Annotated in this window: 13 protein-coding genes and 1 riboswitch; of the genes, 5 read left to right on the forward strand and 8 right to left on the reverse strand. The window is 73.1% G+C overall.

The features are described 5' to 3' along the window. Positions 1 to 11: 11 nt before the first annotated feature. Complete coding sequence (locus OHQ87_RS00870) at positions 12 to 1,184, reverse strand: alcohol dehydrogenase catalytic domain-containing protein (protein WP_328344014.1); 1,173 nt, start codon at positions 1,182 to 1,184, stop codon at positions 12 to 14. Further along, entirely contained in the window at positions 1,181 to 1,588 is a 408-nt protein-coding gene (locus tag OHQ87_RS00875) for a hypothetical protein (RefSeq protein WP_442930638.1), read from the reverse strand. Before OHQ87_RS00875 ends, OHQ87_RS00870 begins: the two co-directional genes overlap by 4 nt. 183 nt (positions 1,589 to 1,771) lie before the next feature. Here OHQ87_RS00875 and OHQ87_RS00880 point away from each other — a divergent pair, with 183 nt between their 5' ends. Continuing rightward, positions 1,772 to 5,026: a LuxR C-terminal-related transcriptional regulator gene (locus OHQ87_RS00880; RefSeq protein WP_328344016.1), complete on the forward strand. Its 3,255-nt coding sequence runs from the start codon at positions 1,772 to 1,774 to the stop codon at positions 5,024 to 5,026. 278 nt (positions 5,027 to 5,304) lie between these two features. Here OHQ87_RS00880 and OHQ87_RS00885 read toward each other — a convergent pair whose 3' ends face one another. Both OHQ87_RS00885 and OHQ87_RS00890 read right to left on the reverse strand, forming a co-directional pair. Further along, on the reverse strand, positions 5,305 to 5,853 hold the full coding sequence (locus tag OHQ87_RS00885; protein WP_328344018.1) for a DsbA family protein: 549 nt from the start codon (positions 5,851 to 5,853) through the stop codon (positions 5,305 to 5,307). Then, positions 5,850 to 6,347, reverse strand: coding sequence for a redoxin domain-containing protein (locus OHQ87_RS00890; RefSeq protein ID WP_328344020.1), 498 nt, complete (start codon positions 6,345 to 6,347; stop codon positions 5,850 to 5,852). Before OHQ87_RS00890 ends, OHQ87_RS00885 begins: the two co-directional genes overlap by 4 nt. A 187-nt stretch (positions 6,348 to 6,534) precedes the next feature. Between OHQ87_RS00890 and OHQ87_RS00895 the strand changes: the two genes are divergently transcribed. Both OHQ87_RS00895 and OHQ87_RS00900 read left to right on the forward strand, forming a co-directional pair. Beyond that, positions 6,535 to 8,514 carry a hypothetical protein gene (locus tag OHQ87_RS00895; protein WP_442930639.1) on the forward strand — a complete coding sequence of 660 codons (1,980 nt, stop codon included), beginning with the start codon at positions 6,535 to 6,537 and terminating at the stop codon, positions 8,512 to 8,514. Between the two features lie 176 nt (positions 8,515 to 8,690). Continuing rightward, positions 8,691 to 11,435, forward strand: a complete 2,745-nt coding sequence (locus OHQ87_RS00900; RefSeq protein ID WP_328344022.1) for a cellulose binding domain-containing protein — start codon at positions 8,691 to 8,693, stop codon at positions 11,433 to 11,435. Positions 11,436 to 12,056: 621 nt separating this feature from the next. Here the strand turns inward: OHQ87_RS00900 and OHQ87_RS00905 are convergent. Both OHQ87_RS00905 and OHQ87_RS00910 read right to left on the reverse strand, forming a co-directional pair. After that, the gene (locus OHQ87_RS00905; protein ID WP_328344023.1) at positions 12,057 to 12,455 is read right to left on the reverse strand and encodes a hypothetical protein; all 399 of its coding nucleotides are present in this window, start codon (positions 12,453 to 12,455) and stop codon (positions 12,057 to 12,059) included. Positions 12,456 to 12,661: 206 nt separating this feature from the next. Next, positions 12,662 to 12,814: a hypothetical protein gene (locus OHQ87_RS00910; protein WP_328344024.1), complete on the reverse strand. Its 153-nt coding sequence runs from the start codon at positions 12,812 to 12,814 to the stop codon at positions 12,662 to 12,664. Positions 12,815 to 13,146: 332 nt separating this feature from the next. Between OHQ87_RS00910 and OHQ87_RS00915 the strand changes: the two genes are divergently transcribed. Both OHQ87_RS00915 and OHQ87_RS00920 read left to right on the forward strand, forming a co-directional pair. Beyond that, entirely contained in the window at positions 13,147 to 13,509 is a 363-nt protein-coding gene (locus OHQ87_RS00915) for an STAS domain-containing protein (protein WP_328344026.1), read from the forward strand. 106 nt (positions 13,510 to 13,615) lie between these two features. Further along, positions 13,616 to 14,083 (forward strand): SRPBCC family protein, encoded by a 468-nt coding sequence (locus OHQ87_RS00920; RefSeq protein WP_328344029.1) that lies wholly within the window; start codon positions 13,616 to 13,618, stop codon positions 14,081 to 14,083. Between the two features lie 115 nt (positions 14,084 to 14,198). On the opposite strand, the gene OHQ87_RS00925 is transcribed toward OHQ87_RS00920, so the two are convergent. Together OHQ87_RS00925 and OHQ87_RS00930 are read right to left on the reverse strand one after the other, a co-directional pair. Continuing rightward, the gene (locus OHQ87_RS00925) at positions 14,199 to 15,254 is read right to left on the reverse strand and encodes a coiled-coil domain-containing protein (protein WP_328344031.1); all 1,056 of its coding nucleotides are present in this window, start codon (positions 15,252 to 15,254) and stop codon (positions 14,199 to 14,201) included. A 4-nt stretch (positions 15,255 to 15,258) separates the two neighbouring features. Beyond that, positions 15,259 to 15,390, reverse strand: a riboswitch (cyclic di-AMP (ydaO/yuaA leader). 132 nt (positions 15,391 to 15,522) lie between these two features. After that, positions 15,523 to 16,437 (reverse strand): cation diffusion facilitator family transporter, encoded by a 915-nt coding sequence (locus tag OHQ87_RS00930; protein ID WP_328344033.1) that lies wholly within the window; start codon positions 16,435 to 16,437, stop codon positions 15,523 to 15,525. Between the last annotated feature and the right edge of the window lie 64 nt (positions 16,438 to 16,501).

Raw genomic sequence — 16,501 nt, forward strand, 5'->3', positions numbered from 1 at the left:
GTGCCCGCCCCTCACCCGTGCGGCGTGAAGACCGACCGGACACAGCCGTCGGCCCGGTCCCGGAACAGCGCGTACCCGGTCGGACCCTGGTCCAGGTCGAACCGGTGCGTCGCCAGGTGTTCGGTACGCAGCTCGTCCCGGGCCATCCGGTCCAGCAGCATCGGAATCCACCGCTGACCGTGCTGCCGGGCGCTGCGCAGGGTGAGCCCCTTGTGCATCACCGCGCCCAGCGGAAAGGCGTCCACGAAACCGGTGAAGGTGCCCGAGACGAAGACCGTGCCACCCTTGCGGCAGGCGTGCACCGCCTCCCGGACCGCCAACGGGTCCTCGGCCGGGCCGCCCCGACCGGTGAAGCGGTCGGCGAGCGAGACCGGCCGGCCACCGCCGTCGGCCACCCCGACCGCCTCCACGCAGACGTCGGGGCCCCGGCCGCCACTGCGTTCCCGCAGTTCGGCGGGGACGTCGGTGTGCTCGTAGTGCAGCGTCTCGGCGCCCGCGTGCCGTTCGGCCATCCGCAGCCGCTCCGGATACCTGTCGATCACGATCACCCGGTCCGCGCCGAGCGCCGTCGCCGCCTGCGCGGTGAGCTGACCCACCGCCCCCGCCCCCCAGACCGCGACCACGTCACCGGGGCGGACCGCACCCAGCTCGGCCCCCATCCACCCGGCGGGGGCGGCGTCCGAGGCGAAGACCGCCCGGTCGTCGCTGACCGGGTCGGGCACGGCGAACGCCCCGACGTCGGCGTACGGCACCCGGACGTACTCGGCGTGGCTGCCGGCGAACCCGCCCGTCCGCCGGGGGTGGCCGTAGCAGCCGCCGGTGGGCTGACCCCAGGCCGCCTCGGTGACCGTCCCGGTGGTCGCGCCGTTGTCGCAGCAGGAGTAGAGGCCCTGCCGGCAGTACCAGCAGTTCCCGCAGGCCACGGCGGCGCAGACCACCACCCGGTCGCCGACGCGGTGTCGGCGTACCGCCGGGCCGATCTCGGCCACCTCGCCGAGGAACTCGTGCCCGAGCACGTCCCCGGCGGCGAGGCCCGGCACCCGACCGGCGAGCAACGGCAGGTCGGCCCCGCAGGTGGCACTGCGCCGGACCCGGACGATCATGTCGTGGGCGTTGCGCAGCTCCGGGTCGGGCACCTGGCGTACCGCGAGCCGGTCGACGCCCTCCCAGCACAGCGCCCTCATCCGGGCTCCACCGGGCGGGCCACGGCGGGCCGGTCGTCGGCGGGCCGCTCGACGACGGGCCGGTCGGCGCGCAGCTCCTCGCCGGTCTCGACGAGCTGCCGGACCGCGCGCAACACCTGCCGCAGGTAGCCGTCGGGGTCGTCGCCGACCAGGTGGGCGGACATCCCGGGCAGGGTGTCGACCCCGCCGAGGGGCCGGACCGCCAGCTCGGTGCCCCGCCCGCCGGGGGCCGGCCGTAGGTCGACCTCCACCGCGCCGGCCAGGGGCCGCAGCGGCTCCGGCCACCGCCCGTCGGGCAGCAGCTCCGCCGCCGGCACCCCGACCGTCACCACCTGCCAGCGACCTGACCGTACGCCGGCCACCTGCCGCCGCGGCCACCACCGTGGTACGCCCAGCCGTCCCATCCGTACCACCCGCCTCTCCCGCCGGGACCGGGGTGGGCGGCCGGCCCTGCCCGGCCAGCCGTCCGGTCCGCCCATGGTCGGTCGGCCCCGGGTGAACCGGGCTCGTCCCGAAGGGGTGAACCGGGCCGGGCCGGGTAACCGCCGTCGACCGGGGGAGGAACGCGTCGACGGGGGGAGGGGTGGATGCCGCGACAGCGCCGCAGCACCGCAAGCGCCGAGGTGTCCGCCGGCCCGCCGCTCCTGGCATCCCGGCTCACTCCGCCCGCCCTGCCGGAGCCGGTGCTGCTGCGACCCCGGCTGCTGGGCTGCCTCGACGGCGGGGTCACCGGCGCCCTCACCCTGGTCCGCGCGCCGGCCGGCTGGGGCAAGACGACACTGCTGACCGCCTGGGCGCGAGCGTCGGACCAGGGCCAGGGCCGGGACCAGGGCCGGGACCAGGGCCGGGACCAGGGCCGGGACCAGGGCCGGGACCAGGGCCGGGACCAGGGCCGGGACCAGGGCCGGGACCAGGGCCGGGACCAGGGCCGGGACCAGGGCCGGGACCAGGGCCGGGACCAGGGCCGGGACCAGGGCCGGGACCAGGGCCGGGACCAGGGCCGGGACCAGGGCCGGGACCAGGGCCGGGACCAGGGCCAGGACCCGCCGGCCTGGGTGCAGGTCGAGGCGGGCGACAGTGGGGAGCGGCTGTGGGCGTACCTCACGACGGCCCTGCGCGGCGCGCTGCGGGCCGAGCCGACCGCCGTACCGCCGACCCCCCCACCGTCGGTCACCCCGCTGCGCCCCGACCAGCTGGAGCCGCTCGCCGCCGCGCTGGCGGCCCGGGAGGATCCTGTTCGGTTGGTCCTCGACGACCTGCACCGGGTGACCGACCCGGCCGTACTCACCGGTCTGGATTTCCTGTTACGGCACGCCGACGGGCGGCTGCGGCTGGTAGCCGCCGCCCGGACCGGTCTGCCACCCGCCCTGCACCGGCTGCGGCTGGCCGGTGAACTGACCGAGATCGGCCCCGACGACCTGGCCTTCACCACCGACGAGGTGGCCGACCTGCTGGTGGCGCACGGGGTGCCGTTGCCGGCCGCTGCGGTCGCCCGGTTGCGGGAACGCACAGGCGGTTGGCCGGCAGGTCTGCGGTTCGCCGCCCTGGCCGCCCGGGGGCAGCCCGACCCGTGCCGGTGGGCGGAGCGGTTCGGCGGTGATCACCCGGACGTGGCCGCGTACCTGCGCGCCGAGGTGCTGGCACAGTTGCCGCCGCCGACCCGGGAACTGCTGCGTCGCGGCGCCCTCGGCGGGGCGGTCCGCGCCGACCTGGCCGACGCGCTGACCGGCCGCACCGACTCCGGTCAGCTGCTGACCGGGCTGGCCCGGGACGGCGGCTTCCTGCACCGCGACGACAGTGAACCGCCCTGGTTCCGGCCACACCCGCTGCTTGCCGACGTACTCCGCGAGGAACTGGCCGGTCTCGACGAGGCCGAACGTGGTGAGCTGCACCGGCGGGCCGCCGACTGGCATGCCGACCACGACCGGCCGGCCGACGCGCTGCGCCATGCGCTCACCGCCGGGCAGTGGGACCGGGCCACCGGGCTGCTGTTGACCCACTGGCCGGAACTGGTGCCGTACGAGGGGGAGGCGCCGGACGTACCGCCGCCCCCGCCGCCGCCCGCCGAGGCGGTGCGGCGGGATCCGGAGCTGGCGTTGGCGGCCGGCACCGAACGGGCGTACGCGGGGGACACCGGGGCGGCGACCGCCCGGCTGCGGGACGCGGTGGCGGCTGCCCACGCGCTGCCGGCCCCACGCCGGGACCGGTTCCGTCGGTTGGCCGTGGCGTTGGAACTCACCCTGGCCCGGTTGGCCGGCGACCACCCGGAGGTACGCCGGGCCGCCGCCCGACTCCTCGCCACCGGCGTACCGGCCGGGGTCGACCTTTCCGGCGTGCCCGCCGGGGCCGGTCTCGTGGTGGCAGCGGTGCCGACGGACGAGGACCCCCGGACCGGGGAGGACGCGGACGTGCGGGCGGTGGTCGGCACCGCGCTCGGCCTGACCGACCTGGCCGAGGGGGACCTGGGGACGGCCGGGGCGCGGTTCACCGAAGCGCTGGCGGCGGCCCGGCAGGCCGGTCGGCACCGGACCGAGCTGGTCGGCGCGACCCGGTCGGCCCTGCTGCTCGCTCTCGCCGGTGAGCTGTCACCGGCCGAGCAGACGGCCCGCGCGGCCCTGGCCATGCCTCCCTGCCAGGGTTGGTCGAGTCGGGTCGACTGCGGCTACGCACATCTGGCATTGGCCCTGGTGGCGTTGCAGCGGGGCCAGCCCGCAGAGGCTACCGCCGAGCTGACGGCGGCTGTCGCCGTGACAGGTGTGACAGGCGGCGTGCCGACCAGCCTGTTCGGTGACGGGACGACCGGACCGCCGGACGTGACAGGTCCGGCCGGTGCCGTGGTGGGCCCCTCGGCCCGCATGGTGACCGGTCTGACCGGTGGCATGGTGACCGGTCTGACCGGTGGCACGGTGGTGGGTACGGCCGGTGGCGCGGTGGGCCGTCCGCTCGGTGAGGTGATCGGTGGTGCGGTGCCCCGTTCCCTGGACGGGGCGGTGAACGGGGCGGCCACGGTCGGGGCGGTGGTGGCACTGTGCCGGGCGGCGTTGTTGCGCGATGCCGGCGAGCCGGCGGCGGCCATCGAGGTGGTGCTGCGAGCCCGGGACGGGCTCACCGGTGCCGGGCGGCTGGCGGATGGTGGTGTGCTTGCCGGTGCCGGGGAGTTGGTCGACCGGCTACTCGCACTGGAGGCGGACCTGCGTGGTGAGCAGGGCGATCTGGACACCGCCCGGCGGTTGCTCGCCGGGCGGGTCCGGGAGCCGGAACCGGTGCCCGTGCTGGCGCTGGCGCTGGCCCGGGTGGAGTTCCGAGCCGGTGACGTCCGGGCCGCCGCTCAGGCGCTGCCGGACTGGGACGCCCCCGGCGCTGCCGACTGGCCGCTGTCGGTACGCCTCGCCGCCGGTGTGTTGGACGCGGTGCTGGCCCGGCGGGCCGGTGACGAGCGTCGGGCCGGCCGGCTGTTGGAGCGGGTGCTGGACCTGGCCGGCCGGCACGGTCACCGGCGGGTCTTCACCCGGGCCGAACCAGCCGTCCGGGACCTGCTCGCCGCTCACCTCGACTCCGGTACGGCACACTGGCCCCAGGTCAGCGAACTCCTGCGTGACGCCGAGCAGCCGGTCGAGCGGGTGTCGGGCGGTCCACAGCGGGCGCTGGAGGAGCCGCTCACCGATCGGGAGCTGACCATCCTGCGCTACCTCCAGAGCATCCTGTCCAACGTGGAGATCGCCAGCGAGTTGTCCCTGTCGGTCAACACCGTCAAGACGCACGTACGCAACATCTACCGCAAGCTGGACGCCACCCGCCGCCGCGAAGCCGTCCACCGAGCCCGCACCCTCCACCTCCTCTAACCCCCCACCCACCCCACCCCACCCCACCCACCCCACCCCACCCACCCACCCCGCCCCGGCCCGCCCCGGCCCGGCCCGCCCCGGCCCGGCCCACCCCGCCCCGGCCCACCCCGCCCCGGCCCACCCCGCCCCGGTGATCAAGAGGTTTGCGTCAACTTCGATCTTTGAAATGACGCAAACCTCTTGATCACCGGGGCGCGGGGACGAGGGGCGAGGGACGAGGGACGAGGGGCGAGGGGGCGAGGCGGGGGGTGGGGTGGGGGTGGGGGTGGGAGGGGTTAGGGGGTGGGGGTGGTGTCTACTGCGGTGAGGAGGGTGGGGAGGTCGAATCCGGCCTCGTGGCGGTGATCGTCGACGAACAGGGTGGGAGTGCCGTTCACCCCGCTGCGGATGCCGCCGGTGAAGTCGTGCCGTACCCGGTCGCCGTAGGCGTGCCGGTCGATCTCCGTGCCGATCTCGTCCGGCGGCAGACCCACCTGCTCGACGCCGAGCGACAGGTGCACCGGGTCCAGTTGGTCCTGGTGTTCGTAGAGCCAGTCGTGCATCTCCCAGAATCGGCCCCGGTGGCCCGCCGCCTCGGCCACCTCGGCCGCCTGCTCGGCGTACGGGTGGAGGTTGGTGATCGGGAAGTGCCGGTAGACCAGCCGGACCGTGTCCCGGCGCTGACGTAGCAGTTCCACCAGATTCAGGTACGCCGCCCCGCAGAACGGGCACTGGAAGTCGCCGTACTGCACGATGGTGACCGGTGCGTCGGCCGGCCCGCGGATGTGGTCGATCTCGGTCACCGGCACCCGGAGTCGGGCGGTGACCTGCAACGGGGTGCTCATCGGGTCATCACCTGCCGTTCGGTGCCGAGGCGGTCCAATGCGTCGAGGATGCCGTCGGCCCCCGGGTTCACCTCGGCGGGGGAGAGGTAGCTCCAGGCCACCGTCCCGGCCGGGTCGACCACCACCAGGGCCCGAGCGGCCTGCCCCTGCGGGGTGTACGCCCCGTAGACACGGGTCACCTCGCCCTTGGGCTCGAAATCGGCCAGCAACGGGAACCGGACCCCCTTGGCCTCCGCGAAGGCCCGGTGTGACCAGAGGCTGTCCACGGAGATGCCCAGCACCGCCGCGTCGTACCGCTCGAACTCCGGCATCGCGGCCTGGTACAACGCCATCTGGTCGCCGCAGACCGGGGACCAGTCGGCGGGGTAGAAGGCGAGCACCACCGGCCGACCACGGAACTGGCCGGGTCCGGTCCGTCGCCCGTCCGGGGTGGCCGGCAGGGTGAATTCGGGGGCCGGGCTCCCGGGTTGGATCAGCCCATCGGATCCAGTCATGCCGCCCACCTTCCCGCCGGACCGGGTGAGGGCGGCTCACCCGGCCCGGATGGTCCCGGGCCGTCCGCCGCCGGATCGGATTCGGACCGCCGGATCGGACCCGGTGTCGATATTCGGGCGCGGTCCGGTGTCGACAACGGGATCGGAGTCGGGCAGTCTGACGGACGGCAAAGGACGGGGTGGAGAGATGGACGTCGATCGGATGCGGATCTTCGGCCGCCGGCTGGCGGGTGTGTCGTGGCGGCTGGCCCGGCACGAGTGGACCCTGGCGGCGCTCGCCGCGCTGCTGTTGGCCGTGGCGTTGACCTGGCCGACCCTGCGCGACCCGGCGAGCACCATCCCGCAGGACACCGGTGACCCGACGCTCCAGGCGTGGCAGGTGGCCTGGGGTGGGCACGCACTGCTCACCAACCCGTTCCAGGTCTGGCACTCCAACACGTTCTATCCCGAGCCCTACACCTACGCCTACTCCGACACCCTGCTCGGGTACGCCCCGTTCGGGATGATCGGGGACGGTCCGGTGGCCGCCGTGGTGCGCTACAACCTGCTCTACGTGCTGACCCACGCGCTGGCCCTGTTCGGGGCGTACGCGCTGGCCCGGCAGGTGGGGGCAGGCCGGGCCGGTGCGGCGGTCGCCGGGGTGTCCTTCGCGTACGCCCCGTGGAAGCTCGCCCAGGCCGGGCACCTGCACGTGCTCAGCATCGGCGGGATCGCCCTCGCACTGGCCATGCTGGCCCGGGGGCACGGCTGGTCGCTGCGGCACGGCCACCGACCCGACCGGGTCCGTCCCGGCTGGGTGGTCGCCGGGTGGGCGGTCGCCGCCTGGCAGGTCACCCTCGGCTTCGGCATCGGCCTGCCCTTCGCGTACGTGCTGGGACTGCTCTGCCTCGGCGGCGCGGTGACGTACGGCGTGGTGTGGTGGCGGCGGCGGGTCCGGCCGGCGGTGCCGCGCGGCCTGCTCCTGGCCGACCTGGCCGGCGGGATCGGGTTCGCCGGGGTGACCCTGGCGATGGCCGCGCCGTACTTCGAGGTGGTGGCCCGCAACCCGTCCGGTCGGCGGACGGTGGCCCAGATCGAGATGTTCTCCCCACCGTGGCGGGGCTTCGTCACCGCGCCGCCGGAGTCCTGGCTGTGGGGCGAGCGGCACGAGGCGGCGCGCGCCACCCTCGGTTTTCCCGGTGAGATGACGCTGCTGCCCGGGGTGGTGCTGTTGTCGCTGGCGATGGCCGGGATCTTCTTCTCCGCGTGGCGGCTGCGGCACCGGCTGATGCTGGCCGGTGCGGCGCTGGTCAGCGTGGCGCTCGCGGCGGGCACCACGTTCGGTGGTGACGGCGACCCCGGTTACGTGACGCTTGTCGAGCACGCCCCCGGCTGGGACGGGGTGCGCACCCCGGGCCGGTTGGTGCTGTGGACGACCCTGCTGCTCGGCCTGCTCGCCGCCGGCGCGCTGACGGTACGCGAGCCGGCGACCGGGGCCGAGCGTGACCCGGAACCGGCACCGGGGTCGGGGTCGGGGCCGACCGGGGAACAGGTGGCGGAGCCGGGGCCGACCGGGGAGCCGGCCGTGCCGGTGGAGCCGGCCGTGCCTGCGAGGTCGGCCGTGCCGGAGGAGTCGGCCGTGCCGGTGGAGGTGGGGTCGGCATCGCGGCCGGTGCTGCGGTCGGCGGCGTGGTCCGAGCCGGCGGCAGAGCCGGAGGTGGTCCGGAAGCCGGCCGTGGACCAGGGCGGTAGGCCGTTCCGACTGGCCCGGTTGGCGTTGGTGGTGCCGCTGGTGCTGGTCCTGCTGGAGGGGGTCAACCGCACCCCGCACGTGCCGACACCGGAGCAGCCGGCCGCGCTGCGCGGGCTGACCGGCCCGGCGTTGGTGCTGCCCAGCGACGGCATCCGGGAGCTGCACGTGATGCTCTGGTCCACTGACGGGTTCCCCAAGGTGGTCAACGGGCTCGCCTCGTTCACCCCGCAGTCCCAGGAGCGGATCCGGGCGGTGAGCATGACCTTCCCGGACGTCACCTCGGTGGCGTACCTGCGGGAGATCGGGGTGCGCACGGTGGTGCTGCTGCCCGGCTGGGCGCCCGGCACCCCGTGGGCGGACGTGGCGGCCCGACCGGTGGACGGGCTGGGGATCAGTCGCGAGATGGTCGGTGAGGACGTCGTCTACCGGCTCTGATGGCCGAGTTAGTTGGGAGCGCTTCCTAATTCGGCGGCGCAGCGGTTACTGTTGAACTCTTCTTCGGCAGCGGGAGCCAAGCGTGCCGGCGGGGAGCCAGGGCAGCTCTTCGCACCCGTCGACGTCCCTCCTGGGGCGTCGCACCCTCACCCTGGCATTCCCGAGAGGAACCGCAGATGCGGAGAAGTCTCGTCGGCGCGGTAACCACCGTGCTGGCCGCCGCCACGGCAGTCGTGGCCGTGCAGTTCACCGTCGCACCGACCATCCCGGCCGCCGCAGCGGCGGCCGACCCGTACAGCTGGAAGAACGTCCGGATCGACGGCGGCGGCTTCGTCCCCGGCATCGTCTTCAATCCGACCGAGAAGAACCTGATCTACGCGCGCACCGACATCGGCGGCGCGTACCGCTGGGAGCAGGCCAGCCAGTCCTGGACGCCGCTGCTCGACTGGGTCGGCGCGGACAAGTGGGGCTACAACGGCGTGGTCAGCCTGGCCACCGACCCGGTGCAGACCAACCGGGTGTACGCGGCCGTCGGCATGTACACAAACGACTGGGACCCGAACAACGGCGCGATCCTGCGCTCGGCCGACAAGGGCGCCACCTGGCAGGCCACCGCGCTGCCGTTCAAGAACGGCGGCAACATGCCCGGCCGGGGCATGGGCGAGCGGCTCGCCGTCGACCCCAACAAGAACAGCGTCCTCTACTACGGCGCCGAGGGCGGCAACGGCCTGTGGCGCAGCACCGACTTCGGGGCCACCTGGGCCAAGGTGGCGAACTTCCCCAACGTCGGCAACTACCGGGCCGACCCCAACGACACCACCGGCTACCAGAGCCAGAACCAGGGTCTGACCTGGGTCACCTTCGACAAGAGCACAGGTACGGCCGGCAACGCCACCCAGACCATCTACGTCGGCGTGGCGGACAAGGCCAACCCGGTGTACCGCTCCACCAACGGCGGCACCACGTGGGAGCGGATCGCCGGCCAGCCCACCGGCTACCTGGCCCACAAGGGCGTGGTCGACCCGGTCGGCGGCTTCCTCTACATCGCCACCAGCGACACCGGCGGCCCGTACGACGGGGGCAAGGGTGACGTGTGGAAGTTCAACCGGGCCACCGGCACGTGGACGCAGATCAGCCCGATCCCGTCGTCAAGCAGCGACGCCTACTTCGGCTACTCCGGGCTGACCATCGACAGGCAGAAGCCGAACACCCTGATGGTCGCCACCCAGATCTCCTGGTGGCCGGACGCGATCTTCTGGCGCAGCACCGACGGCGGGGCGACCTGGACCCGGATCTGGGAGTTCGGCAGCTACCCGGACCGCACCAAGAAATTCAAGATGGACATCAGCTCGGTGCCGTGGCTGACCTTCGGCGCCAACCCGGCCCCGCCCGAGGAGACCCCGAAGCTGGGCTGGATGAACGAGTCGGTGGAGATCGACCCGTTCGACTCGAACCGCTTCATGTACGGCACCGGCGCGACCATCTACGGCAGCACCGACCTCACCAAGTGGGACACCGGCAGCCAGTTCACCATCAAGCCGATGGTGAAGGGGCTGGAGGAGACCGCCGTGCTCGACCTGATCAGCCCGCCCACCGGGGCGCCGCTGATCAGCGGGCTCGGCGACATCGGCGGATTCCGGCACACCGACCTCGACGCGGTGCCGCCGATGCTGTTCACCCAGCCGGTCTTCACCAGCACCACCAGCCTCGACTATGCCGAGTCCACCCCGGCGACGATGGTCCGGGCCGGGAACTTCACCGACGCCGACCGCCCCAACGACAGCCACATCGCGTTCTCCACCGACGGCGGGGCGAACTGGTTCCAGGGCAGCGAGCCGGGCGGGGTCAACAACGGCGGCACGGTCGCCGCCGCCGCCGACGGCAGCCAGTTCGTCTGGGCCCCCGGTGATGCCGGGCAGCAGGTGATCCGCTCGGTCGGGTTCGGCAACTCGTGGACCGCCGCCACCGGCATCCCGGCCAACGCGGTGGTCGAGTCCGACCGGGTCAACAAGAACAAGTTCTACGGCTTCAGCGGCGGGAAGTTCTACGTCAGCAGCAACGGCGGGGCCAGCTTCACCGCCTCCGCCGCCACCGGCCTGCCCACCACCGGCACCGTCAAGTTCAAGGCGGTACCCGGCAAGGAGGGGGACATCTGGCTGGCCGGCGAGGGTGGGCTGTGGCACTCCACCGACTCCGGGGCCACCTTCACCAAGCTGGCCGGCGTGACGGCGGCGGTGAACGTCGGCTTCGGCAAGGCCGCCCCCGGGCAGACGTACCCGGCGGTGTTCACCTTCGGCACCGTCGACGGCAAGGCCGGTGTCTACCGTTCCGACAACGCCGGCGCGGCCTGGGTGCGGATCAACGACGACCAGCACCAGTACGGCAACGCGGGCGAGGCGCTGACCGGCGACCCGAGGGTCTACGGCCGGGTCTACCTGGGCACCAACGGCCGGGGCATCCTGGTCGCCGACCGGCTCGGCGGCACCCCCACCCCGACCACCCCCACCACGCCCCCGCCGACGACCCCTCCGCCCACCACGCCGCCGCCCACCACGCCCCCGCCCACCACGCCCCCGCCCACCACGCCGCCCCCGCCCACCACGCCGCCGCCGACGACCGGTGGGTGCGCGGCGACGTACAAGGTGACCGGGTCGTGGCCCGGTGGCTTCCAGGGTGAGGTGACGGTACGCAACGCCGGCACCAGCGCGATCGCCGGCTGGACGTTGGGCTGGACGTTCGCCAACGGGCAGACGATCAACTCGCTCTGGGGCGGCACCTACACCCAGACCGGAGCGACCGTCTCGGTACGCGACGCCGGGTGGAACGGTGCGCTCGGTGCCGGTGCGACCGCCAGCATCGGCTTCACCGCCAACGTCACCGGCAGCAACACCGTTCCGGCGTTGACCTGCACCAGTCGCTGACGACGTACCCCCACCTGCCCCACCCGCCGGCTCCCCCGATCCTCCGGGGGAGCCGGCGGCATGTTCGCCGGTACGCCCTGTCGCGGCCCTTGATCAACTCGCTTGAGGTGATGTTGCGGTGTCGGGCGCGGGCTCCGCCCTCGCCCTAGCCCTCGCTCCTTCTCCTCGCTCCTGCTCCTGCCCGCGCAACACGGCCCAAGATCGTGCTCGATCCATGTTGTCAACACCGTTGCGTTAGGGGGAACGGCTGTTCGTCAACCGCCGCTGCCTCGCCGATCATGGAGTTGTGGTGGGTGACAGAACGCCCGTAAAGCCCCAAGGTCGGCACCACCACTCCATGATCGCCGAGCGGGCCCACCCCGCTCCCCGATCGGGCACTTCCTGTCCCGGGTTGACCAGCCGCCCATGGCGTTAACGCAACGGTGTTGTCCGTGTTGTAGTGGCTTCGTGGCTGGGGGATGCCACTACAACATGGATGTTGTGGGGGCACCAGCGAGGGTGCTCGGGTGGGGAGCGCCAAGCGCGGGTGGGTGTGGTCGCGCGCGGGCCGGGTGGTGGGGTGGGGAACGAGGCAGGCCCCGGTCGACGCCGAGGGGCGTGACCGGGGCCTGCGGGAATGCGTCAGTCGTCCAGGCCGACCGGGGAGTTGGGCCGGTCCACGTCGACGAACTCGATGTCGTCGGCGGCACGGTCACCCCCACTGCCGGCGGCCCGTGCGGCGGTGCCGGCGGCCCAGCCGATCGCTGCACCGACCAGCGCCGCGCTGATCAGCAGGGTCCAGGGCAGGGCCGGACGACGACCGGCGAGCGCGTCGAAGGCGAGCGTCGCCCGACGGCGTGCCTCGTCGGCGGTCGAGCCGACCATGTCGCCGGCGTCGGCCAGGCCCGAGCTGCGGACCGACCTGGCGGCGTCACGAACGCTGTCGCCGGCGGAGTCGACCGCCGAGAGCAGGTGCTGCCAGGCCTGGTCGGCGATCCGCTCGGGCTTGCTGCGGCGCTCCAGAAGGTTGCTGCCATACATCGTGTCCTACCTCCTCGGGTGCCGAAGTCTGCGGCCACTTCGGACTTTTCGTCTCTACGGCGCGGGACGGTCCTCGGACCGGCCGGTGTCCGGCCGGTCATCGAGCGGTGCCGCCTCGTCACCGAGCGGTTCCGCCTTGTCCATCGAGCAGTGCCCCGGCCGGTCGGATCGCAAACCCCGGTTCGGGCAGCGCGTAGAGCCGGTTTCTAGCGGACCATGACGACGGACGTCGCGCGGGCGAAATCGTCACCGTCGTCGTCGTCATCGTCGTCGCCCCCGCCCCCGCCGCCGAAGCCGCAGGCGAGTACGAGAGCGAGCAGCGCGCCGACCCCGGCCAGGCCGAGCAGTCTCTTGATCATGGATCCGTCCCTCCGTCGTGGTGACCCATCTCTCGCCCAGGTTAGGCACCGGCCACAACCTGCACCGCCATGCCGGGCGAGGCTCGCCCGAGCTGCCGGATTCGGCCCGGGGTGGACCCGGACCGCTACTCTGGGACGGTTGGAACGGCCGAGCTGCGCCGTCCGTCGGAAAGAACGGGACCAGCAAAGGTACGGGGAAGGACGGTCCGGTCCGTCCGGATCCGCGAATTGCTCATCCCGAGGGGTGGCGACCGAGGCCATCGGAGGAATACTCTCGGTCGCGGCCCGCGTACTGATGAGGCGCCCGGGGACGGGCGAGTGGAGGTGCTCGCGTGAGCCTGTCGATCGTGAAGTCGGTTCTGCCGGCCGGTGTCATCGAGATCGCCCCGCGGGGCGAGATCGACGTCGACACCGCCTACGAGGTACGTGAGTCGATCGCCGAGGTGCTGGCCAAGGGCCGGCCCGCGCGGATCGAGCTCAACATGCGACTTGTCACCTTCATCGACTCCGTCGGGATCAGCGCGATGGTCGCCGGGTTCCAGACCGCCGAGGTCAGTGGCGTCAAGCTGATCGTCACCGAGCCGAGCCGGTTCGTACACCGGCAGCTCTGGGTCACCGGCCTGCTCGGTCTCTTCGGTGCCCCGGAGCCGTACTTCGCCGGTGCCGCCACCCCCGAGGTGCTGCCGGGCGCCTGACCCGGGCAGCGGGTAGGCCGACCGTCCGCTGCCGGGCGAGCTGGGACGTTGCCAGTCCGTCTCCGGTACGGCACGATCGGGCGACCGACGACGGTCAGGAGGCCCGGTGGTCCGGCGGGAGAGCTTCAGCTACACGGTGCAGGCGCGCTGCTCACAGGCGGATGCGATGGCGCTGCTGAGCGACCTGTCCCGGCAGGAGGAGCTGCATCCCCTGATCGTCCGGGTGCGTCGGCTACCGGCCCGGCCGGGTGCCCTGGCCAGCTATGCGATCACCGACCGGCTGGAGTTGGGGCCGCTGCGATTCCCGGTCACCTACCAGGCCGATGTCCTGCTGGTCGGCGCGGACGAGGTCGTGACGGTGGCCCGGCAGCAGCCCGGCACCACGGTCCGTAACCACACCCGGCTCCGGGTGGAGGGTGACCTGCTGCGCATCGACGTCGAGATCACCCTGGCCGCGCCGGCGCCGTTGTTCGGCTACGCCTTCCGACAGGCCCGCGCCGCCCACCTGGGGCTGGCCAGCCGGCTCGGGGCGGCGCTGGACGGCCGCCCCGGCGATGCGCCGACGGTCGGCTGAGCGGGCCGGCAACCTGCGCCGGCGGTCGGCTGGGCGGGCCGGTGACCTGGGGGCGGCGATCCCAGGGCGGGACAGTTCCGGTGGCCCGCCGTTGCCGACGGGCCACCGGGACAGCTCAGATCATCGACAGGTGCACGTGGTTGGTGTGGTCGCTGGACGGGTCGCCGTTGCCCCCGCTGTACGACTTCCATCCGCTGCTCGGCAGCCAGATCCGCTTGAACCAGATCACGTAGAGCACGCCGAGCCGGTCGGCGTTGCGGATGAAGTACGCGGCCAGGTTGTTGCCGTACGTCCGGTCGCCGCCACTGGCCACCCCGCCGAACCCGTTCTTCTGGGCGGCGAAGTCGCACGCCCGGCCCTTGGGGTGCTCACCGGAACCGCTGGGCCGGTGGCAGGAGACGTACCTGGTGAAACCGGCCGCCTTGGCCTGGTGGAGGGCGTTGAGCGTACGCGGGGTGATGCAGCCGTTGGCCGGGGTCGGGTCGTTGACGCTGCACGACTCGGACGGCCAGGAACCGTCGGAGTTGCGGGCTGCTCCCTTGGCGTTGCTGTTGGACGTGCCGTCCGAGCTGCCGGAGTCCCGGGAGGTGGGGGTCGGCTTGTCGGCGGCGGCCACCGCCAGCGCGCGTTCGGCCTGCTCCTTGCGCTTGCCCATGGTGGCGACCTGCTTGCGCTGTTCGGTGATCTCCCGGCTCACGGCGGCCCGGGTCCGGGTGGCCTGGTCCCGGGTCTCGATCATCGTGCGTAGTTCCTGGTCCTCCCGGGCCGCGACGGTCTCCAGCGCCGCCGCGCGGTCCAGGAAGCCACCCGGGCTGTTGCTGTTGAGCAGGGCGGACATTGGTCCGAGACGGCCGGTGCGGTAGGCCGCGCCGGCGATCTCGCCGACCTTGCCGGTCTGCACGACCAGCTGTGCCTCGATGGACTTGAGCTGGCCGTCCAACTCCTGCTGGCGCTTGGTGGAGCGTTCCAGCGCGGCCTTCGCGTCGACCCAGCCCTTGCTCGCCGCGTCCAGCTGGTCCCGCAGTGCCGGGGTGCCGCCCTCGTCGTCGCCGGGAGCGGCGAGCCGGGTGACGGGCGCGGCGACGGCCGGGGTGAACGGCGCGGACGACACGCCCAGGGCGAGTGCCGTGACGACTGCGGCCAGTAGCCGCGTGGTGGTGCGTACGTGCATGCGAATGTCCTTCCGTCAGCCGCCGACCGGGTTAGCTGACGGGTTCGGGACGGAAGATCCCTACCGCTGACGCGGATGCACCCCAGGAACATGGTTCCCCGGTTCGCCCTGGTGGGCGATTAGGCGGCGGCCACCGCCGGCGCCGGTGGGCGCCGCCTGGCGGAGGCCGGAGCCGAGCCTACCGGTACGCGTGTGACACTTGCCTACCTCGTGACTGAGGGTACGAGAGTGAATACTGCTAAAAGGTTTGAATGGGATAAAAAGCTAATCACCAGTGGGTCGGGCCGCAGGCGCCGGGGGCCGCGCCGGGCTCGATCTGCAGGGTGGCGTGCTCGATGTGGAAATCCTCCCGCAGGGCTTCCCGGGCGGCGGCCAGCACGGTGCCGACCTCGGCGTCGGGGGCCATGGTCAGGTGCGCCGAGGCGACGTCCATCCCGGAGGTGAGCGTCCAGACGTGCAGGTCGTGCACCTCGGCGACGCCGGGTACGGCGGTCAGCCGGTCGTGCACGGCAGTCACCTGGAGGTGTTCCGGGGCGGCCTGCACCAGGATGCGCACCGCCGCCCGCCCGAGTCGCCAGGTGCGGGGCAGGATGAACACGCCGATCGCCACGGCGACCACCGGGTCCGCCCACCACCAGCCGGTGCCGGCGATCAACAGGGCCGCGACGATCACCCCTAGGGAGCCGAGCAGGTCGCCGACCACCTCCAGGTACGCCCCGCGCAGGTTGAGGCTCTCCTTGGCGCCCTCGCGCAGCAGGCCGAACGCGACGAGGTTGGCCAGCAGGCCGAGCACCGCCACCACCAGCATCGGGCCGGCCAGCACCTCGGCCGGTTCGCCGAACCGGCGTACCGCCTCGATCAGTACATAGACGGCGACGCCGCTGAGCAGGACGGCGTTGGCCAGCGCGGCGAGCACCTCCAACCGGTAGAGCCCGAAGGTGCGCTGCGGATCCCGCTCGGCCCGCCGGGTGGCGGTGATCGCCGCCAGCGCCATCCCGATGCCGAGCACGTCGGTGAACATGTGCCCGGCGTCGGAGAGCAGCGCCAGTGAGCCGGTGCCGAAGGCGGCCACCGCCTCCACCAGCATGAGCACGGTGAGCAGCCCGAACGCCGCCCAGAGCCGGCCGCGGTGCCGGTGTGCGGCGTTGCTGATCGTCGCGCTGTGGTCATGACCTGCGCCCACGTCCACACCTTCCGTCGCCGCCGCGAACCCGATCCAATCTATGCTCACATCGCTATGTGTGCAA

It is taken from the genome of Micromonospora sp. NBC_00421, assembly GCF_036017915.1.
Lineage (GTDB): Bacteria > Actinomycetota > Actinomycetes > Mycobacteriales > Micromonosporaceae > Micromonospora.